We start from the raw sequence: 20,617 nt of genomic DNA, 5'->3' as shown, positions 1-20,617 counted from the left end.
CCGGGCGCGGGGCACCGCGGCCGGGGTGTGCGGAATGGGAGCCGGGGTGGTGCCATGGAAGGAGAAGGGGTGAAGGAGGGCTGAGGCATGACCTTCGTGGACCGGCTCGACGCGGGGCGGCGGCTGGCCGTCGCCGTGGGGCACCTGCGCGGGCAGGACGTGGTCGTCATCGGGCTGTCCCGGGGCGGGGTGCCGGTGGCCGCCGAGGTGGCCAGGGCGCTGTGGGCGCCGCTGGACGTCGGGGTGGTCCGCAAGCTCGGGGTGCCGTTCCAGCCGGAGGTGGCGATGGGCGCGATCGGGGAGGACGGCGCCCGGATCATCAATGACGAGGTCATCAGGGGCGCCCACATCACCGACCGGGAGCTGGCGGCCGTGGAGCGCACCGAGCGGACCGAGCTGACCCGCCGGGCGCAGGCGTACCGGGCCGGCCGGCCCCGGGTGTCACTGCGCGGGCGGACGGCGCTGGTCGTGGACGACGGGATGGCCACCGGCGCCACCGCGCGGGCCGCCTGCCGCTCGGCGCGGGAGCGGGGCGCCGCGCGGGTGGTGCTCGCCGTGCCGGTGGCGCCACCGGACTGGGCGGCCCGGGTGGGCCGGGACGCCGATGAGCTGGTCTGTCCGCTGACCCCGGCCGACTTCGCGGCGGTCGGGCAGTTCTACGAGGATTTCGCGCCGACCACCGACCAGGAGGTCGTCGCCTGTCTGGCGCACGCCCGGCCCGAGGAGGCCGGCATCCCGGTGGTGGACCGGGACGGCCGGCGGCGGACGCTGACCGGCGAACTGCTGGTGCCGGTGGGCGCCATCGGCGTGGTGATGTTCGCGCACGGCAGCGGCAGCGGCCGGCTCAGCCCGCGCAACCGGTTCGTCGCCGAGGCGATGCGGCAGGCCGGGCTCGGCACGCTGCTCTTCGATCTGCTGACCGGCGAGGAGGAGTCCGACCGGGCCAGTGTCTTCGACACCCGGCTGCTGGCCGGCCGGCTGCGCGAGGCGACCCGCTGGCTGCGCGAGCGCCATCCCGAACTGCCCGTCGGCTACTTCGGCGCCAGCACCGGGGCTGCCGCCGCCCTGTGGGCCGCCGCCGAGCAGGGGGACGGGGCCGTCGCGGCGGTGGTGTCACGGGGCGGGCGGCCCGACCTGGCCGGGCCCCGGCTGACCGAGGTGCACGCGCCCACCCTGCTGATCGTGGGCGGCCGGGACGAGCCGGTGATCGAGCTGAACCGCGAGGCCCAGGAGCAGCTGCGCGGCGAGACCCGGCTGACGGTGGTGCCGGGCGCCACCCATCTCTTCGAGGAACCCGGGGCCCTCTCGGAGGTCGCCGAACTGGCCCAAGACTGGTTCCTGGCTCACCTGCCGGAGGCGGCCTCCGGCCCGGGCAGCGCCCGGGCCGCCTGACACAGCGTGCCCGGGCCGCCTGACACCCCTCCTTCTACAGACCGGCCCTGAGCGCGTCGAGGTCCACCGTCCGGTCCGCGAGGCTCTCCACCGCGCCGACCTCCTCGGTCCGGTCGCTCCACTCCATCGAGAGCGTGTCGCCGTCCCGTTCGAACCTGACGTTCTTCAGCCCCGCCTGCTCGCACTGGAACAGCACGGGCTCCCAGTCGAGACCGCCCCGGATGCCCTCGTTCTGGGTGCAGACATCGCCGGTCGCGGAGTTGCCGTACAGCACACCGTCCGCCGTGGTCCAGACGGTGATGCCGTCCCCCTCCCAGCGGGCGTACCAGCCGGCGTCCCCCTCCCCCGGCTCCGGCGGCACCCGGTCCCCGCCGCTGTCACCCTCCGGCGCTCCGGAACCGCCACCGGAGAGGAACCCGCCGGCCGCCCCCGACCCGCCGGAGTCGTCGTCACCGCCGCAGCCGGTCAGCAGCAGCGCGGCGGCGGCCACCGCCGCCGGAACACCATGTCGAACCCGTATGCGCACAGGAATTCCCCCGTATTTTCCGTATTCTCCGTGGACCCCTCGGTCCGCGCTTCACGGCATCGCACGATAGTGAGCGCTGTCCGCCGGCCGCCACCTCAACGGGGTGAATTACGCCGACGGTTACCGAGCCGTTGCCGAGAAAGTCCGGAGAAAGAGCCGGGAAAGCACGGGGAAAGCCGCACCCCCATCATGCGCTTTTCCTTTTCTTCGCCAGGAAACTCTTCAGCCGCTGCCACGTCCAGGTATTGATCACCTCGTCCGGGGTCAGCCAGCCGCGCTGCGCGGTGCCCACGCCGTACCGTGTGTGCGCCAGATGGGTGGTGGAGTGGGCGTCGCTGTCGATGGCGAACACCGCGCCGTGGTGCCTGGCCCGCAGGATGAGTTCGTCGTTGAGGTCGAGCCGGTGCGGATGGGAGTTCACCTCCAGCGCCGTACCCGTTTGGGCGCAGGCCGCGAAGACCGCGTCCAGATCCGCGTCGATGGGCGGCCGGCGGCCGATCTGCCGGGTGGTCGGATGCCCGATGACGGCGACGTACGGGTTCTCGCACGCCCGGATCAGCCGCCGGGTCTGCGCCGCGCGGTCCAGGGTGAAGTGCGAGTGGATGGAGGCCACGCACAGGTCGAAGCCCGCCAGGAACTCGCCCGGCCAGTCCACCTCGCCGTCCGGGCCGATGTTCAGTTCCGTGCCGTGCAGCAGCCGCATCTTCTTGTACCGGCCGGCGAGCGCCCGCAGTTGCTCGCGCTGCGCCAGGATCTTCTCGTCCGTCATCCGCTGCATGGACAGCTTCGGCGCGTGGTCGGTGACCGCGTAGTACGCGTAGCCGCGCGCCGCCGCGGTGGCCACCATGTCCTCCAGCGAGGAGAGACCGTCCGTCAGATCGGTGTGGGTGTGCAGGTCACCGCGCAGGTCGTCCTCGGTGACCAGCCGCGGCAGCTCGCCGGCCAGCCCCGCCGCCACCTCGCCCCGGTCCTCGCGCAGCGTGGGCGGGATCCACGGCAGCCCGAGCGCCGCGTACACCTCCTCCTCGGTCGCGGCGGCCTTACGGCGGCCCGACTTGGCGTGGAAGAGGCCGTACTCCGACAGCTTCAGCCCCTTGCGGACGGCGATCTCCCGGGTGCGGATGTTGTGCGCCTGCGATCCGGTGAAGTACTGGAGCCCCGCGCCGAAGGACGCGGGCGGCAGCACCCGCAGGTCGAGCTGGAGCCCCTTGACGGTGCGCACCGAGGTCTTCTTCTCGCCGTGCGCGATCACCTCGGCGGTGTGCGGCAGCGCGATGAACGCGTCCATCACGGATGCGGGGTCCTCGGAGGCCACCAGGAGGTCGATGTCGCCGATCGTCTCCCGCATCCGGCGCAGCGAACCGGCGTACACACAGTGCTCGGGGTCGCAGCCGGTGGCCTCGCGCAGCGCCGCCACCGTCTCCTCGGCGATGTCGGTGGCCGCGCTGAGCAGGATGCGGTCCCCGGCCTGCTGCATGAGTTCCACGCCGTGCAGGATGTTGTCCGCCGTCTTGGGGCCGAAGCCCTTCAGCCCGCGCAGCTCGTCGCCCTCGATGGCCTTCACCAGGGCGTCGACCGAGGCGATGCCCAGCTCCCGGTGGAGCTGCATTGCCTTCTTCGGGCCGAGGGTGGGGATGGTGATCAGTTCCCTGACCCCGGCGGGGATCGCGGTGCGGCGCTCGTCCAGCACCTTCAGATGGCCGGTCCGCAGGAATTCGGCGACCTTGTCGGCGATGGATTTCCCGACGTTCGGGATCTCCCGCAGCCCCTTGTCGTCCAGCCGCGAAACATCCTCCGGATAACCGCCGATGGCGCGCGCCGCCTTTTCGTAGGCGCGTGCCTTGAACGCGTCTCCGCCGGTGATGGAGAGGAGGTCGGCGTATTCGTTGAGCAGCGCCTCGATCTCCTCATTGGGCCGGGCCACGTCGTTCAGTCTAGGGACGGGAATGGGATTCCGCAGCACGGGTACCCGGCGTATTCCGTTCGCGGCCCGGGCTCCGGCGCGGGCCGGGCCGATCCGGAAGGAGGCGGGCTGTGCGGGCGACCTTTCCGCTGGGGCGGATCATGGGCGTCAAGGTCGGGGTCCACTGGAGCGTGCTGCTGATCTTCGCCCTGATCGCCTTCGGGCTGGCGGCCGGCCGGCTGCCGGAGGACCACCCCGGGCGTTCCTGGGCGCTGTACACCCTCATCGGGCTGATCACGGCCGTGGTCTTCTTCGTCTCGCTGCTCGCCCACGAACTGGCGCACGCGGTGGTGGCCCGGCGCAACGGGGTGGGGGTGGACGACATCGTGCTGTGGCTGCTGGGCGGCGCCACCCGGATCCGTACCGAGGCGCCCGACCCGGGCGCCGAGCTGCGGATCGCCGGGGTCGGGCCGCTGGTGAGCCTGATCCTGGGCGGCGCCTTCGCGCTGCTGGCCTGGCTGCTGGACGCACTGTCCGCCTCCGCGCTGGTGGTGGAGGGGGCGGTGTGGCTGGCGGCGATCAACATCCTGCTGGCCGTCTTCAACGCCGTCCCGGCCGCCCCGCTGGACGGCGGGCGGCTGCTGCGCGCGTACCTGTGGTGGCGCGGCGGCGACCGGCTGCGGGCCATGGAGGGCGCGGCCCGCGCCGGTCAGGTCTTCGGCTGGGTGCTGGTGGGTCTGGGCCTGTTCTCCTTCCTGTGGGGCGCGGCGTTCGGCGGGCTGTGGCTGGCGCTGATCGGCTGGTTCCTGGTGATGGCCGCCTCGGCGGAGGGCCGGCAGGCGCGGCTGCGGGAGGTGCTGGCGGGGGTGTCGGTGGAGCAGACGATGTCGCACGCGCCGGTGACCGTACCGGCCGGGCTGAGCGTGCGGGAGTTCCTGGAGGACGTCCTGATGCGCTCGCGGCACTCGGCGTTCCCGGTGGTCGAGGTGGTGCCGGAGGGCGGTCCCGGCCGGCCGGTGGGCCTGGTGACGCTGGAGCGGGCCGGACAGGTGCCCCGGGACGGGCGGGAGAGCACCACGATGGCGGAGATCATGCAGCCGCTCGCCGAGACCCGGGTGGTGGCGCCGGGCGACCCGCTCGCCGATGTGCTGCCGCAGCTCGAACCGGGCGCGTCCCGGCGGATCCTGGTGGTGGAGGACGGGGTACTGGTCGGGGTGCTGTCGCCGTCCGACGTGAGCCGCATGGTGGGGGTGCTCACCGCCCGGCAGCAGCATCCCGCGCCCGGCGGGTGGGGCGCCGGGGGGTGAGGTGCGGGGCGGTGCCGGAGCGTTCCGGGGAACGGTCCGCGCCCCGGCGCCGCCGCCCGGCGGACTACGCTTTCCGTTCATGAGCAGCCGCCCCGCCCTCACCGGTCCGGCCTACCGCAGACTCAGCGTCGAGGAGCGTCATGCCCAGCTGATCACCAGCGCCCAGCGGCTGTTCGCCCGCCAGGCGCCCGAGGACGTCTCGCTGGACGACGTGGCCCGCGAGGCCGGTGTCTCCCGCCCGCTGGTGTACCGCTACTTCCCCGGCGGCAAGCAGCAGTTGTACGAGGCGGCGCTGCGCAAGGCCGCCGACCAGCTGGAGGGCTGCTTCGCGGTGCCGCACGAGGGGCCGCTCAGCCGACGGCTCGGGCTGGGCCTGGACCGCTATCTGGCGTTCGTGGACGCGCACGACGAGGGGTTCGTGGCGCTGCTCAAGGGCGGCAGCGTGGTGCGCACCTCCCGTACCTCCACGATCGTGGACCGGGTACGGCACGCCGCCGCCGGTCAGTTATTCGCCCATATGCAGGTCTCCGAGCCGGGGCCGCGGCTGCTGCTGGTGGTGCGCACCTGGATCACCACGGTGGAGGCGGCCTCGCTGATCTGGCTGGACGAGAACAAGGAGCCGGCGCTGGATGAGCTGCGGGACTGGCTGATGGACCAGTTCGTGGCGCAGCTGGTGGTCACGGCCGGGCGGGACGGGCAGACGGCGGGCGTGCTGCGCGGGGCGGCGGCGCTGGAGGAGCCGGGCGGCCAGCTGGACGGGCTCCTGGAACGGACCCTGGCCGCGCTGGCCCCCAAGGACTGACCCGGCGGGGCCGGACCGGCCCCGGGTGCGGACCGGCCGTACGCGTCGGGGCGCAGCGGCGGTTCAGCAGACGCTGTCCTTGGGCCGGGGGTTGGCCAGCCCGAAGAGCGGGCGCAGCCGCAGCCCGGCCCAGGTGCCGGCCAGCGCGACCGCGCCCCAGATCCAGCCGTGCAGGCTGCCGGAGGCGATGCCCGCGAGGTAGGCGCCGATGTTGCAGCCCCCGGCCAGCCGGGCCCCGATGCCCATCAGGATGCCGCCGACCACGGCCGCCACCGCGGTACGGGCCGGGATGCCGCGGTGCAGCGCCCAGGTGCCGCCGAGCGCCGCGGCGAGGCCGGCGCCGAGCATGATGCCGATGTCGGTGAGGCTGTTCTTGTCGGCGAGCACGGCGCCGTCGAACATCGCCTGGTTGTTCGGCTGCTGCCAGAAGCTCCAGCTCTCCGGGGAGCCGCCGAGCGCGCCGACGATCTTGGAGCCCCACAGCGCGAACGCGCTGGTGATGCCCCAGGCGCCGCCGGAGACCAGCAGCACCCCGGCGCCGAGGAGCGCGAGCACGACGGCGCCGGCCGCCAGCGGCCAGGACCCGCGCAGCGCGCGGGCCGCGCCCCGGGCGGTGGGCACCACCCCGGCCGGCGGCGGGTTGCGGCGGGCCTGGACGTACCGGGTGAGCGCCACGATGCCGGCCAGTGCCGCCAGCGTGAGGGCCCAGGAGCCGAGCCAGCCGACATGGTCGGAGAGCACCACCGCGTCGTACGCCGGCAGGTCCCGCCACAGGTCGAACTGCCAGGCCGCGAGGGTGGATCCGGCGATGAAGCCGCCGAGGGTGAGCACGATCGAGGACTGCCCGGAGCCGACCGCGAACAGGGTGCCGGAGGCGCAGGCGCCGCCCAGCTGCATGCCGATGGCGAAGACGAAGGACCCGATCAGCAGCCCGAGGCCGATCCGGCCGGCGGACGGCGCCGGCTCCGAGCCGAACAGGCCGGTGCCGGTACCGATGATCACCGCGAAGAGGGTGGCGGTGGTGCCCAGCAGCAGGGCGTGCGCGCGCAGCCCGGCGCCGTTGCCGACCGCGACCAGCTGGCGCCAGGCGGAGGTGAAGCCGAACCGGGAGTGGAACAGCGCGAAGCCCAGGCCCAGGCCGAGCAGCAGCAGCACGCCCTGCTTGGCGCCGTGTTCGGACCACACATAGCCGGTGAGGGCGGCACCGGCGACGCCGAAGGCGGCGAGCGGGCCGCGGCGCACGGCCGGCGCCGGCGGGGCGGGCGGCCGGGGCAGGGAGGTGGGGGCGGGGGTCAGCCAGCCGGTGGCGGGTGAGGTCCGTGCTCCGGACGCGGTATCGGGGGCGGCTTCGGCGGGGGCGGTGGTCACTGGGGGTCTCCGGGACGTACGGCGCGGCGCACCCCTGGCGGGGGCGCGCGCAAGGGGGTGGGGGGAGCGTGCGGAGCGGGAGGCGGGCGCGCTGAGGGCTGCCGGGGCGTCAGCGGCTACACAGACCGTCGTCAACGCACCAGGCCGACATCGCGAACAGCGCGAGGCGCAGTGTGCGGGCGGGTGCGGACATGAACAGCAGGGTAGGCTTCGGCGCCCGCCAGGGGGAAGGGGTGGTGACGGTCATCACCCCACCCGGAAAGGAGCAGGTCATCCGCTATGCGCAAGCCCCGCAAGGCCACTCGCCGGGTGGTGGCGGTTCTCCTCGCGGTCACCGCGCTCGCCTCCGGCGGCGCCACCGCGTTCCCCGCCACCACCGCGATGGCCGCATCCGCCACCGCATCGGCCGCAACCGACGTCGATCCGTTCCACTACCCCTGGCGGGGTGACAATCCCCGGCACACCGACGGTCACGGCTACTACCGGGCGTCCTGTGTGTCGTTCGCGGCCTGGGCGATACGGTCGGACAGCCTCCCGCGCAGCGCCTCGCCCGACTTCCTCGGGGACGCCCGCGCCTGGAAGGCCCCGCGCACCACCACGACCTCGCCCCGGGTGGGCGATGTGGCGCAGTGGGCGGCGCACCACGCCGGGGCCGGCCCCCAGGGGCACGTCGCCTATGTGACGGCGGTGCACAAGGACGGCACCGTCCAGGTGCACGAGTACAACTGGCGGGGCTCCTTCAACAACCACCAGCCGAACCGGCTGAACGTCCGCACCATCCCGGTCTCCGAGCCCACCCGCTATCTGCGGTTCTGAGCCGCCGGGCCCGGCTGGGAGACTGGCCGGTGTGAAGAGCGAGGAGACCGCGTTCGTCGGTGGGCCCCTGGACGGGCGGACCCTGCCCATCCTGCTGGGGCCCACCGGCAAGCCGCCGAAGACGTACGAGGTGCCGGTGCCCGGCGTGGACGGCGGCCCGGCCACCGTGCACGTCTACCGGCTGGAGGCCGCCGGGTACACCAAACGGCTGCGGGTGCCGCGCGGCTGGAAGTACGTGTACGACCCGGACGGCCGCGCGTCCTCCGGTCCGCACTGGCCCTGGCGGCGGCGCCGCTCCTCCGGGAGCTGACCGCGCGTCACCGTCCCGTCACTCTCCCGTACGCGCCCGGCGGGCCGCGCCCGGCCGTCCGGACCATGATCGGGGCATGATCACCAGGCCCCGCCGGCTGCCGGCCCTGCTGCTCGCCGTCCTCACCCTGGCCGCCGCCCCGGCCGCGCGCGCCGAGCCGGTGGACTCCGGGCCGCAGGGCACCGCCGCGCTCCTCGCCGAGCTGCACACCCTGTACGAACGGGCCGGGGCCGCCACCGACGCGTACAACGCGACCGAGGAGCGGCTGACCGCGCAGCGCGACCGGGTCGCCGAACTGTCCCGGCGGCTGGCGGCCACCCGGACCGAGCTGGCCGCCACCCGGGACGCCATCGGCGCGCTCGCCCGCGAGCAGTACCGGGGCGGCGGGCTGATCCTGCCCGCCTCGCTGCGGCTGCTGCTGGGGTCCGACCCGGACCGGGAGCTGGCCGGGGCGGCGGCGCTGGAGCGGGCGGCGGAGTCGGCGGCAGCCGCGCTGGAGCGGCTGGAGACCGGCGAGCGGCACGAGGGCGAGCTGGCGGGCGAGGCGCGCGCGGCGCTGGACGCGCAGCAGGAGCTGGCCGAGGAACGCGAGCGGCAGCGCGACGCGGTGACGGAGCGGCTGGATGAGGTGGAGACCTTGCTGGCCGGGTTGTCGGAGCCGGAGCTGGCCGAGCTGAGCGCACTGGAGCGGACCGGGACGGCCCGCGCCCAGGAACAGTTGCTGGCGGAGGGCACGCTCGGTGCGGAGCTGTCCCGGGCGCCGTCCGCCGAGGGCGAGCGGGCACTGGGGTACGCGATCGAGCAATTGGGCAAGCCGTACGCGTGGGGCGCGGAGGGCCCGGACAGCTTCGACTGCTCGGGGCTGACCATGCAGGCGTGGGCGCTGGGCGCGGGGCGGCCGGTTCCGCGCACCTCGCAGCAGCAGTGGGAGCGGCTGGAGCGGGTGCCGCTGGACGCGCTGCGGCCCGGGGACCTGGTGGTGTACTTCGAGGACGCGACCCATGTCGGCCTGTACGCGGGCGACGGCATGGTGATCCACGCGCCGCGCCCGGGGGCGACGGTCAAGGTGTCACCGCTGGCGGCGAACCCGCCGCTGGGGGCGGTGCGCCCCGATCCGGAGGCCGAGCCGCTGCCGTCGTGGACTCCCCCGGTGCTGCCCGACTGGGCGAGCGAGGGCGAGGACAGCGGCTACGACCATCCGTGAGCGGGCGTCAGCGGGCCGCCTGGCCGGGGGCGGTGCCGGCCCGCAGTTCGGCGCGCAGCTGAGGGGTCAGCAGGTGGCCGGCGCGGCCCACGAAGCGGGCCATGTGGTAGGTGACCATGCTGATGTCGGCGTCGGGTGCGGCGTAGACGCCGAGCAGCGAGCCGTCGCTGATGGACATCACCACCAGGCTGCCGTCGTCCATGGCGACCAGGGTCTGCCGTACCTCGCCGCCCTCCATGAGCTGGGCGGCGCCCCGGGTGAGGCTGCCCAGCCCGGAGACCACGGTGGCCAGATCGGCGGTGGCGCCGTACGGGCCCGCGTAGCCGCTGCGGGCCGCCGCGTCGGGCTGGCTGGAGAGCAGCGGCAGGCCGTCGGCCGAGACCACGGCCACCGAGCGCATGCCGGGCACCTCTTCGACCAGCCGCGTCAGCAGCCAGCGCAGATCGCTCATCGGGGTTGTCGGGGTTGTCATGCGCGACCGTCCTCCTCCGCGGCGGCGTCCCGGTGCCCGGCACGTGCGCCGCGCTGGAAGCCGCCGAGCCGCCGCCGTAGTTCCTCGGCGTCCGTGCCCCGGTTCGGTGTGAGATCCGGGGATTCGGCCGCCGGCATGGAGCCTACGGGGGTGACGCCCCGGGTGCGCACCGGCAGGCCGTTCTCCGTCGTTTCCGGGGTCCAGGAACCGGTGCCCGGGGCGGCGGTGTCCGCCGCCCGGGTGTGTTCCTGAGGGTTGGGGGTGGGGGGCGTGGGGGTGGTGGCGTCCCGCTGGCCGGGCACCTGGACGGCCGGGGCCGCCCCAGCCGCTGGTGCCGGGGCGGGGGCCGGCGCGTCCTGGGTGGGCGCCGTGACCGTGGGCACCGGCTGGGTGCCCGTCACCGTGGGGGTGGCGCCGGTGCCGTCGACGGGCGGGTACCCGGCGGGCGTCGACTCCACCAGCGCGGCCGGGACGATCACCTCGGCGACCGTGCCGCCGCCGGGCCGGGCGTGCAGCCAGCAGCCCAGGCCGTGCCGGGCGGCGAGCCGGGCGACGGTGTACAGGCCCATGCCGATGCCGGGGCCGAGATCGGCGCCGGCCGGCGGGGTGGTGGAGTCGCCCAGGCGGGCGTTGAGTTCGGCGATGCGCTGCTCGGAGAGCCCGGGGCCCTCGTCCTCGACGTGCAGGGTGAGCACCTGCCCGGCGCCCGGGCACCAGCCGGTGAGCCGGACCCGGGCACCGGCCGGGGAGAAGGCGGTGGCGTTGTCGAGCAGTTCGGCGAGCAGGTGGCTGAGGTCGCGGGCGGCGACGCCCATGATGCGCACGGCCGGCGGCGGGGTGGTCTCGACCACCTCGTACCGCTCTATCTCGCTGACCGCCGCCCGCAGGACGTCGATGAGCGGCATCGGCTCGGTGGGCTGGACGGCGGGCTCGGCGCCGGCCAGCAGCAGCAGGTTCTCGCCGTGCCGGCGCACCCGGGCGGCCAGGTGGTCCAGGGAGAACAGGACGGCCAGCTGGTCGGGGTCGGTCTCGTGCTCCTCGAGCCCCTCCAGGACGGCGAGCTGTTCGGAGACGAGGATGAGGATGCGTTCGGCGTGGTCGGCGAACATGCCGTGCACCGCGCCGTGCAGTTGCTGGAGCTGGGCGCCCAGCTCCTGTTGTTCGACGAGCAGCCGGTCGCGCTCGGCGCGCAGCCCGCCGCTGTCCCGCGACGCCTCCAGGGCGCGCTGGTGCAGGTCCAGGGCGCGCGCGTGCAGCGCGTTGACGGCGGCGACGACCTCGGCGAACTCGTCGTTGCGGCCCGCGTACTTGACGGGTTCCTGGGTGGTGGGGTCGGCAGCGACCCGGCTGGAGCCGAGCCGGACGGCGGCCAGCGGGCGGGTGAGCGAGCGCGCGGTCTGCACCGAGACGACCAGGACCAGGGTGAAGGCGGCCAGCACCACACCGGACTTGATCTGGAGCGCCATCAGTTCGCTGTCGCGGGCCTTGGCGAGCCGGGCGGTGTGCTCGGTGCTCAGCTCGCCGAGCACGGCGCGCTGGGCGGCGGTGCGGGCGGCGAGGGCGTCGTGGACGTCGCCCCGGTCCAGGGCGCGGTCGGCCGCGGTGAAGCCGGTACCGGTGGCGAGGCCGGCCAGGTACTCCTCGGCGGTGTCGCTCTCCTCACCGCCGACGGCCTCCGCGTAGGCGTCCCGGGCGCTGGGCCCGGCGAGGTCGGCGAAGTCGGCCAGCGCCGCTTCCTCGCGGGCGCGCTCCAGGTGCACGAGCCGGGACAGCTCCAGCTGTTCGCCGGTGCCGACGAGGGCGGCCAGCAGCAGGCCGCGGGTGGCGGCCGAGGAGTCGGTGGCGCGGATCAGGTCGGGGAGCGCGTCGGCGGTGGGGTCGGCGGCGTCCGGCGGGGTGGCGCGGGTGGTGTCGCGGGTCAGGCCCTCCAGGGCGCTGATCATCGTGGTGTAGCCGGCGCTGATCTCCTCCGGGGCGGCCTCGCCGGCCACCGCGGCGTCGCGCAGCGGGATGAGGTCGGTGAGCGGATCCCGGGCGGCGGCCGGGAGTTCGGCGCGCAGCTCGGTGATCTTGCGGTCGGCGCGGGCGCGGTTCTCCGGGCTGAGGGCCGAGTCGAGCGGCTGCCGGCTGCCGGTGACGGCCGCGGCGGCCACCGCCGCGGTGAGGGTGTCGCGCTCGTCGGCCAGGGTGTGGGCGAGCGTGAGGGCGCGCTCGGCGACGGCGGTCTCCTCGGCGAGGCGCTGCGCGTCCTTGTAGTCGTTGCCGGCGGAGACGACCATCGGGGCGCCCGCGCCGAGCACGGCGACGCCGCTGAGGAACACGCCGATCAGCAGCCGGCTGCGGACCCGGCTGCCCCGCCGTCTGCGGGTGGCGCGGGGGGCTGCCGGTTCGGCGGGATCGCGCAGTGTCGTGTTCCGCACCTGTGCTCGCATTCTCATCCTGGCGTCCGGCGAGCGGCCGGCTGGGGGGTCCAGCGCGTCGGAGGTACGCCGGTCCCGCGTTCGGTCAGCACGACCTTGCCAGCGCTGACGGGCGGAAAGGCGGCGTCCCTGAACCGGCCACCCGAAGGAGTGAACAACACCCGGGGTCGGTGGACAAGCCGAGGATAAGGCCCCACCAGGGCAACGCACGATTCGACTGGAATTCCCCCGGCCGCCCTGACAGGATCGGCGCGCGCCACCAAACTTAACGGGCCATGACATCGGATGCCCCGACAAATCCGGGACCACGGACGGCTATTGCCATGTACATTCAGTCAGCAACGGAACCGGGGGATTCCGGCCACCCCAACGAGGACTTCTGCGCGACGGCGCAGCCGGCCTCCGGACACGGCGGAGCACTGGTACTGCTGGACGGGGTGACCCCGCCGGCCGGTGACGACGGCTGCGTGCACGGGGTCCCGTGGTTTACGGCGCGGCTCGGCGGGGCATTGCTGGAGCTGTCCGGTTCCCTGACGGACGTCCCGCTTTCGGAGTGTCTGGCACGGGCCATCACCCGCACCGCCGCCTCCCACCGCACGACGTGTGAACTATCTCACCCCCGCACACCGCAGGCCACGGTCGTCTGCGCGCGCTGGTCGGAGCACACCGTCGAGTACCTGGTGCTGTGCGACACCGTGCTGCTGATCCGCCATCAGGACGGCACCGTGCGGCCGGTGCTGGACGACCGGCTGGAGCAGGTGCTGGCGGCGGCGCGCACGGCGCCGCCCGGTGGGCGGGCCGCCCGGGTGGAGGGGCTGCGCAACGCGCCCGGCGGCTTCTTCACGGCGGCGGCCGACCCGGCGGTGGCGCACCGGGCGGTGACCGGCACGGTGCCGCGGGCGGAGGTACGGGCGCTGGCGGCGCTGACGGACGGCGCGAGCCGCTGGACGGAGGTGTTCCGGCTCGGCGACTGGACCCGGCTGTTCGGCGTCCTGGAGGAGGCGGGGCCGCACGGCCTGATCGCCCGGGTGCGCGCCGCCGAACGGGCCGATCCGGCGGGCACCGTCCACCCCCGGGGCAAGATCCACGACGACGCCTCGGCCCTGCTCGCCCTGACCGGCGGCTGACGCCCCTCCGCCTGCTCCCGGTGCCCGCCCGCTGCGCGAGGATGTGACCATGACGGTTCACGGTGACGACCACCCCGACGACCGCCCCCTGGTGCTGGACCGCCGCACCGGACCGTACGGCGAAGTGGTGCTGCGGCGGCACGGCGGTCTCCTCCAGATCATCGCCAACGGCACGTTCCTCATGGACACCTCGGACGGCCGCTCCGAACGGCTGCTGATCCGCGCCGCGCTCACCGCCCTGGACACCGGGCCCGGCGCGCCACCGGCCGCCCCCGCCCTGCTGATCGGCGGGCTCGGCGTCGGCTTCTCCCTCGACGAGGCCGCCGCCTCACCGCGCTGGGGCTCCATCACCGTCGCCGAGCGGGAGAGCGCCGTCATCGACTGGCACCGCACCGGCCCGCTGCGTCCGCTCACCCGGGCCGCGCTCGACGATCCGCGCACCGCGCTGCTCCACACCGAGCTGCTCGGCCATCTGTCCGCCTCGCCCGGCCGGTACGACGCCCTGTGTCTGGACATCGACAACGGCCCCGACTGGACCGTCACCGACGACAACGCCGGCCTCTACTCCCCCGCCGGACTCGCCGCCTGCCGCGCCGCCCTCACCCCCGGCGGCGTCCTGGTCATCTGGTCCGCCCTGCCCTCGCCCGCATTCGAGCGACACCTGCGCGATGCCGGATTCACCACGGTGCGCACCGAAGAGATACCGGTTGCCCGGGGCGTACCCGACGTGCTCTTTCTCGCCAGCCATCATTACGCCAGCCCATCCGCGTAGCCCCATGTCAGGTGCGGGCTCTACGCTGCAGGTACTACCCAGCGTTCCACCCGACGAGCGCCACACCCAGACGAGTGCCGGCACCAGCCGGCCGGCAACGGACCTTTCCGGGGGCGGAAGATGACCCAGACACACACCCGAGCGGCCGACCGGACGCCCTCCGGCGACCCGGCGCACGACGGCGGAGCCCCGGAGCAGGACGAGCAGATCCGCGAACGCGCGACGGGCCACGGCGCGGCCACCGCCAGCACCCCGGGCGCCCAGCGCCGGGTCCTGGTGGTCGAGGACGACCTGACCATCGTGGAGGCCATCGCCGCCCGGCTGCGCGCCGAGGGCTTCCTGGTGCAGACGGCCGCCGACGGCCCCGCCGCCGTGGAGACCGCCGCGTCCTGGCACCCGGACCTGCTGGTCCTGGATGTGATGCTGCCGGGCTTCGACGGCCTTGAGGTGTGCCGCCGGGTGCAGGCCCAGCGCCCGGTGCCGGTCCTCATGCTCACCGCGCGGGACGACGAGACCGACATGCTGGTGGGTCTGGGCGTCGGCGCCGACGACTACATGACCAAGCCGTTCTCCATGCGCGAGCTGGTCGCCCGCACCCATGTCCTGCTGCGCCGCGTCGAGCGGGCCACGGTCGCCGCCACCACTCCGCGCCCCGGGAGCGTGCGGCTGGGCGATCTGGAGATCGACCGCACCCAGCGCCGGGTCCGGGCGGCCGGCAAGGACGTGCACCTGACGCCCACCGAGTTCGATCTGCTGATGTGCCTGGCCCGCTCCCCCCGGGCGGTGCTCACCCGCGAGCAGCTGCTGGCCGAGGTCTGGGACTGGGCGGACGCCTCCGGCACCCGTACCGTGGACAGCCATGTCAAGGCACTCCGCAGGAAGATCGGCGCGGAGCGCATCCGCACCGTCCACGGCGTCGGGTACGCCCTGGAGACTCCCCCCGGCTTCGCCGCGGAACCCCCGGTCGCCCGGCAGGCGCCCGTCGAGGGCTGAGCCCGTGCCCGACCCGCCCCCCGGGGTGCCGCTCTCCCGCCGCACCTGGGCGCTGCTGCGCCCGCTGGACCCGTACCGCTCGGTGAAGGCCGCGCTCGGCTGGCTGGTGATCGTCTCGGTCGGCATCACCACGGTGCTGATCCTGATGGCCTACCGCTCGGACATCGAGCTGCAGGTCATCGCCATCATCGCGATCATCGCCTCGCTGCTGGTCACCCAGTTCGTGGCGCACTCGCTGGCCGCTCCGCTGCTGGAGATGACGGCCGCCTCGCGGGCGATGGCGCGCGGCGACTACGGGCGACGCGTGCACGTGGCCCGGCGCGACGAGCTCGGCGACCTCGCGGACGCCTTCAACCGGATGGCCGCCGACCTCCAGGCCGTGGACCGGCACCGCAAGGAGCTGGTCGCCAACGTCTCGCACGAGCTGCGCACCCCCATCGCGGGGCTGCGCGCCGTCCTGGAGAACGTGGTGGACGGGGTCTCGGAGGCCGATCCGCAGACCATGGCCACCGCGCTGCGGCAGACGGAGCGGCTCGGCCGGCTGGTGGAGCAGCTGCTGGACCTGTCCCGGCTGGAGAACGGGGTGGTACCGCTGTCGCCCCGCCGCTTCCAGGTGGAGCCGTATCTGAGCGCGGTGCTGGACGGCGCGCACATGGCGCTGGGGCGCGGTCATTCCCGTACGGATGTCCGGCTGCGGCTGGACGTGACGCCGGGGCTGCACACGCACGCCGATCCGGAGCGGCTGGATCAGGTGGTGACCAATCTGGTGGACAACGCCGTCAAGCACAGCCCGCGCGACGGCACGGTGACGGTGCTGGCCCGGCCGGGGATCGCGGCGGACTCCCTGGTGCTGGAGGTGCTGGACGAGGGCCCGGGGATTCCGCCGGCCCAGCGGGATCTGGTCTTCGAGCGGTTCGGACGCGGCACCAACGGCGTCACGCAGCGTGACGGCGGGACGGGTCTGGGGCTGGCGATCGCCCGCTGGGCGGTGGATCTGCACGGTGGGACGATCGGTGTGGCCGAATCCATACGCGGTTGTCGCATCCGGCTCACTCTCCCGGGTAATAGCCAGGTAAAGGGTTGACGTAGGCTCGCCCACGGGCGGAGCAGCCCGGACCCACCGGCCGCAGGTCGGGTGGGGTGCGGCGGCTCCGTCCCGGAAACGGACCGCGCCGCCGCGGCAGCCGTTGCTTTGTCGTTCCCGGATCGTGCCGAACTCGGTTCGATTCCCGCACAATCGAGTGCCGAAACCCGACCGGGAATGTGACGTACGCGACTGCTGGCCCCACAGGACTGCGGAGGAGGGGTCGACAGGCGTAGCCTTGATTCCCGCTGTCCATTACCTTGCGAAGCGGAAGAGGGCGGTTGCCGCCGTGTCGCCACAGTCCACGGACACCTCGGGTGTCGAGACCGAACAAGCCGGATCTCAGAAGAGCCCTGCCGCCGGCTTCGGTGCCAACGAATGGCTCGTCGACGAGATCTACCAGCAGTACCTCCAGGACCCCAATTCCGTAGACCGGGCCTGGTGGGACTTCTTCGCCGACTACAAGCCGGGCCAGGCCAAGCAGACGGGGGACGGTCCGCCCGCCCCCGAGAAGGCTCCGCCGGCGCGTGCGGGTCAGGCCCCCGCGGCGCCCGCGCCCGCCGCGGCACCGGCTCCGGCCGCCGCCCAGGCTCCGGCACCGGCCGCACAGCCGGCGCCGGCGGCCAAGGCGGCGCCCGCCCCGGCGAAGGCGAAGGCCCCCGCCGAGGAGGTGTCCGGGGGCCCCGAGCTGATCACGCTGCGCGGTCCGGCCGCGGCGGTCGCGAAGAACATGAACGCCTCCCGCGACCTGCCCACCGCCACCTCCGTGCGCGCGGTTCCGGTGAAGCTGCTGTTCGACAACCGCATCGTCATCAACAACCACCTCAAGCGCGCCCGCGGCGGCAAGGTCTCCTTCACGCACCTCATCGGCTACGCCATGGTGCAGGCGCTGAAGGCGATGCCGGCCATCAACCACTCCTACCAGGAGAAGGACGGCAAGCCGACCCTCGTCAAGCCCGAGCACGTCAACCTCGGGCTCGCCATCGACCTGGTCAAGCCCAACGGTGACCGGCAGCTCGTGGTGGCCGGCATCAAGAAGGCCGAGACGCTCACCTTCTTCGAGTTCTGGCAGGCGTACGAGGACATCGTGCGCCGCGCCCGCTCCGGGAAGCTGACGATGGAGGACTTCTCCGGCGTCACCGCCTCCCTGACCAACCCCGGCGGCATCGGCACCGTGCACTCGGTGCCGCGTCTGATGCCCGGCCAGGGCGTCATCCTGGGCGTCGGCGCCATGGAGTACCCGGCGGAGTTCCAGGGGTCCTCGCAGGCCACCCTGAACCGCCTGGGCATCTCCAAGGTGATGACCCTCACCAGCACCTACGACCACCGCGTCATCCAGGGTGCGGCCTCCGGCGAGTTCCTGCGGCAGATCTCCCAGCTGCTGCTCGGCCAGCACAACTTCTACGACGACATCTTCGAGGCGCTGCGGATCCCGTACGAGCCCGTCCGCTGGCACCAGGACATCGACGTCAACCACGACGACGAAGTCACCAAGGCCGCCCGGGTGTTCGACCTGATCCACTCCTACCGGGTGCGCGGCCACCTCATGGCCGACACCGACCCGCTGGAGTACAAGCAGCGCAAGCACCCCGACCTGGACATCACCGAGCACGGCCTCACCCTGTGGGACCTGGAGCGGGAGTTCGCGGTCGGCGGCTTCGCCGGCAAGTCCATGATGACGCTGCGCGACATCCTCGGCGTGCTCCGCGACTCGTACTGCCGCACCACCGGCATCGAGTACATGCACATCCAGGATCCCAAGGAGCGCAAGTGGATCCAGGACCGCGTCGAGCGCGGGCACACCCCGCCCGAGCGCGAGGAGCAGCTGCGCATCCTGCGCCGGCTGAACGCCTCCGAGGCGTTCGAAACGTTCCTTCAGACCAAGTACGTCGGCCAGAAGCGGTTCTCGCTGGAGGGCGGCGAGACCGTCATCCCGCTGCTCGACTCCGTGCTGGACGAGGCCGCCGCCGCCTCGCTGGACGAGGCCGTCATCGGCATGGCGCACCGCGGCCGGCTGAACGTGCTGGCCAACGTCGTCGGCAAGTCCTACGCGCAGATCTTCCGGGAGTTCGAGGGCAACCTCGACCCGAAGTCGATGCACGGCTCCGGCGACGTGAAGTACCACCTGGGCACCGAGGGCACCTTCACCGGTCTCTCCGGTGAGCAGATCACCGTCTCGCTGGCCGCCAACCCCTCCCACCTGGAGGCGGTGGACCCGATCGTCGAGGGTGTCGCCCGCGCCAAGCAGGACATCATCGGCAAGGGCGGCAAGGACTTCACCGTCCTGCCGATCCTCATCCACGGTGACGCGGCGTTCGCCGGCCAGGGCGTGGTCGCCGAGACCCTCAACATGTCGCAGCTGCGCGGCTACCGCACCGGCGGCACCGTGCACATCGTCATCAACAACCAGGTCGGGTACACGGCGACGGCCGCCGCCGCCCGCTCCTCGATGTACTGCACCGACGTGGCGCGGATGATCGAGGCCCCGATCTTCCACGTCAACGGCGACGACCCGGAGGCGGTGTGCCGGGTGGCGCGCCTGGCCTTCGAGTACCGGCAGGCGTTCAACAAGGACGTCGTCATCGACCTCGTCTGCTACCGGCGCCGCGGCCACAACGAGACGGACAACCCGTCCTTCACCCAGCCGCTGATGTACGACCTGATCGACAAGAAGCGCTCGGTGCGCAAGCTGTACACCGAGTCGCTGATCGGCCGGGGCGACATCACCCTGGAGGAGGCCGAGCAGGCGCTCCAGGACTTCCAGGGCCAGCTGGAGAAGGTCTTCAAGGAGGTCCGCGAGGCCACCGGTTCCCCGGCCCCGGCCGAGGTGCCCGCCCCGCAGGCGGAGTTCCCGGTGGCGGTGGAGACCGCGGTCTCCGCCGAGGTCGTCAAGCGGATCGCCGAGTCGCAGGTCAACATCCCCGAGCGGATCACCGTCCACCCCCGGCTGCTGCCGCAGATGCAGCGCCGCGCGGCGATGGTCGAGGAGGGGACGATCGACTGGGCGATGGGCGAACTGCTCGCGATCGGCTCGCTGCTGATGGAGGGCACCACCGTCCGGCTCGCCGGCCAGGACTCCCGGCGCGGCACCTTCGGCCAGCGGCACGCGGTGCTCATCGACCGGAACACCGGCGAGGACTACACCCCGCTGCTGTACCTGAGCGAGGACCAGGCCCGGTTCAACGTCTACGACTCGCTGCTGAGCGAGTACGCGGCGATGGGCTTCGAGTACGGCTACTCGCTGGCCCGCCCGGACTCCCTGGTGATGTGGGAGGCGCAGTTCGGCGACTTCGCCAACGGTGCCTCGACCGTCATCGACGAGTTCATCTCCTCGGCGGAGCAGAAGTGGGGCCAGACCTCCGGCGTCACCCTGCTGCTGCCGCACGGCTACGAGGGCCAGGGCCCGGACCACTCCTCGGCCCGGATCGAGCGCTTCCTCCAGCTGTGCGCGCAGAACAACATGACGGTCGCGGCGCCCACCCTGCCGTCGAACTACTTCCACCTGCTGCGCTGGCAGGTGCACAACCCGCACCACAAGCCGCTGGTGGTCTTCACGCCGAAGTCGATGCTGCGGCTGAAGGCGGCGGCCTCGAAGGCGGAGGAGTTCACCACCGGTGGCTTCCGGCCGCTGATCGGTGACACCACGGTGGACCCGGACCAGGTGCGCAAGGTGGTGTTCTGCTCCGGGAAGGTCTACTACGACCTGGAGGCGGAGCGCGCCAAGCGCGGGGTCACGGACACGGCGATCATCCGTCTTGAGCGGCTGTACCCGCTGCCGACGGAGGAGATCCGTACCGAGATCGCCCGGTACCGCAACGCGGCCACCTATGTGTGGGCGCAGGAGGAGCCGGCCAACCAGGGCGCGTGGCCGTTCATCGCGCTCAACCTGGTCGACCACCTCCAGCTGATCATCGGCTCGAAGCCGGTGGCGGACGCCAACCGGCTGCGGCGGGTGTCGCGTCCGGCGTCGTCCTCGCCGGCGGTGGGTTCGGCCAAGCGGCACCAGGTCGAGCAGCAGACCCTGATCAACGAGGTCTTCGAGCTGTAGGAAGGCCCCGCGATCGCACGAAGCGGCGCCCGTCCCCCTTGCCGGGGGGCGGGCGCCGTTTCCGTGGGGGCGC

General features: G+C 73.4%; 16 protein-coding genes. 11 read left to right on the top strand and 5 right to left on the bottom strand.

Going from position 1 to position 20,617, the window contains the following annotated elements; translation table 11 throughout:
- Positions 1-87: 87 nt before the first annotated feature.
- Positions 88-1,392: a phosphoribosyltransferase family protein gene (locus BM385_RS17535; RefSeq protein ID WP_093843612.1), complete on the top strand. Its 1,305-nt coding sequence runs from the start codon at positions 88-90 to the stop codon at positions 1,390-1,392.
- Between the two features lie 34 nt (positions 1,393-1,426).
- On the opposite strand, the gene BM385_RS17530 is transcribed toward BM385_RS17535, so the two are convergent.
- Positions 1,427-1,882: a hypothetical protein gene (locus BM385_RS17530; protein WP_026047818.1), complete on the bottom strand. Its 456-nt coding sequence runs from the start codon at positions 1,880-1,882 to the stop codon at positions 1,427-1,429.
- A 223-nt stretch (positions 1,883-2,105) separates the two neighbouring features.
- Entirely contained in the window at positions 2,106-3,842 is a 1,737-nt protein-coding gene (gene polX / locus BM385_RS17525; protein WP_019436035.1) for a DNA polymerase/3'-5' exonuclease PolX, read from the bottom strand.
- 110 nt (positions 3,843-3,952) lie between these two features.
- Between polX and BM385_RS17520 the strand changes: the two genes are divergently transcribed.
- Together BM385_RS17520 and BM385_RS17515 are read left to right on the top strand one after the other, a co-directional pair.
- Positions 3,953-5,128, top strand: coding sequence for a site-2 protease family protein (locus tag BM385_RS17520; RefSeq protein ID WP_019436036.1), 1,176 nt, complete (start codon positions 3,953-3,955; stop codon positions 5,126-5,128).
- A 79-nt stretch (positions 5,129-5,207) separates the two neighbouring features.
- Entirely contained in the window at positions 5,208-5,930 is a 723-nt protein-coding gene (locus BM385_RS17515; protein WP_019436037.1) for a TetR/AcrR family transcriptional regulator, read from the top strand.
- 63 nt (positions 5,931-5,993) lie between these two features.
- Here the strand turns inward: BM385_RS17515 and BM385_RS17510 are convergent, their stop codons facing one another.
- Positions 5,994-7,298, bottom strand: coding sequence for a YeeE/YedE family protein (locus BM385_RS17510; RefSeq protein WP_093843611.1), 1,305 nt, complete (start codon positions 7,296-7,298; stop codon positions 5,994-5,996).
- 279 nt (positions 7,299-7,577) lie between these two features.
- On the opposite strand from BM385_RS17510, the gene BM385_RS17505 reads away from it, so the two are divergent.
- The 3 genes from BM385_RS17505 (at position 7,578) to BM385_RS17495 (ending at position 9,628) form a co-directional block, all read left to right on the top strand.
- Positions 7,578-8,114 (top strand): CHAP domain-containing protein, encoded by a 537-nt coding sequence (locus tag BM385_RS17505; protein ID WP_093843610.1) that lies wholly within the window; start codon positions 7,578-7,580, stop codon positions 8,112-8,114.
- A gap of 31 nt (positions 8,115-8,145) precedes the next feature.
- Positions 8,146-8,424, top strand: coding sequence for a DUF8847 domain-containing protein (locus BM385_RS17500; RefSeq protein WP_093843609.1), 279 nt, complete (start codon positions 8,146-8,148; stop codon positions 8,422-8,424).
- A gap of 76 nt (positions 8,425-8,500) precedes the next feature.
- Complete coding sequence (locus tag BM385_RS17495) at positions 8,501-9,628, top strand: C40 family peptidase (protein WP_093843608.1); 1,128 nt, start codon at positions 8,501-8,503, stop codon at positions 9,626-9,628.
- Between the two features lie 7 nt (positions 9,629-9,635).
- Here the strand turns inward: BM385_RS17495 and BM385_RS17490 are convergent, their stop codons facing one another.
- Together BM385_RS17490 and BM385_RS17485 are read right to left on the bottom strand one after the other, a co-directional pair.
- The gene (locus BM385_RS17490) at positions 9,636-10,100 is read right to left on the bottom strand and encodes a roadblock/LC7 domain-containing protein (RefSeq protein ID WP_026047819.1); all 465 of its coding nucleotides are present in this window, start codon (positions 10,098-10,100) and stop codon (positions 9,636-9,638) included.
- Positions 10,097-12,520, bottom strand: a complete 2,424-nt coding sequence (locus tag BM385_RS17485) for a sensor histidine kinase (RefSeq protein WP_107407821.1) — start codon at positions 12,518-12,520, stop codon at positions 10,097-10,099. The genes BM385_RS17490 and BM385_RS17485 overlap by 4 nt, the downstream gene beginning before the upstream one ends.
- A 323-nt stretch (positions 12,521-12,843) precedes the next feature.
- Here BM385_RS17485 and BM385_RS17480 point away from each other — a divergent pair, with 323 nt between their 5' ends.
- The 5 genes from BM385_RS17480 (at position 12,844) to BM385_RS17460 (ending at position 20,544) form a co-directional block, all read left to right on the top strand.
- Complete coding sequence (locus tag BM385_RS17480; protein ID WP_093843606.1) at positions 12,844-13,647, top strand: protein phosphatase 2C domain-containing protein; 804 nt, start codon at positions 12,844-12,846, stop codon at positions 13,645-13,647.
- A gap of 49 nt (positions 13,648-13,696) precedes the next feature.
- Complete coding sequence (locus tag BM385_RS17475) at positions 13,697-14,419, top strand: spermidine synthase family protein (RefSeq protein ID WP_093843605.1); 723 nt, start codon at positions 13,697-13,699, stop codon at positions 14,417-14,419.
- A 120-nt stretch (positions 14,420-14,539) separates the two neighbouring features.
- Positions 14,540-15,412, top strand: coding sequence for a response regulator transcription factor (locus BM385_RS17470; RefSeq protein ID WP_019436046.1), 873 nt, complete (start codon positions 14,540-14,542; stop codon positions 15,410-15,412).
- Positions 15,413-15,416: 4 nt separating this feature from the next.
- Positions 15,417-16,496, top strand: coding sequence for a HAMP domain-containing sensor histidine kinase (locus BM385_RS17465; protein ID WP_019436047.1), 1,080 nt, complete (start codon positions 15,417-15,419; stop codon positions 16,494-16,496).
- A gap of 289 nt (positions 16,497-16,785) precedes the next feature.
- Positions 16,786-20,544: a multifunctional oxoglutarate decarboxylase/oxoglutarate dehydrogenase thiamine pyrophosphate-binding subunit/dihydrolipoyllysine-residue succinyltransferase subunit gene (locus BM385_RS17460; RefSeq protein ID WP_093843604.1), complete on the top strand. Its 3,759-nt coding sequence runs from the start codon at positions 16,786-16,788 to the stop codon at positions 20,542-20,544.
- Positions 20,545-20,617: the final 73 nt, after the last annotated feature.

This window comes from Streptomyces harbinensis (assembly GCF_900116145.1).
Taxonomy (GTDB): domain Bacteria; phylum Actinomycetota; class Actinomycetes; order Streptomycetales; family Streptomycetaceae; genus Streptomyces; species Streptomyces carpaticus.
Note: the sequence above shows the minus strand (reverse complement) of the source record. Positions and strands in the feature narration are given on the sequence as shown.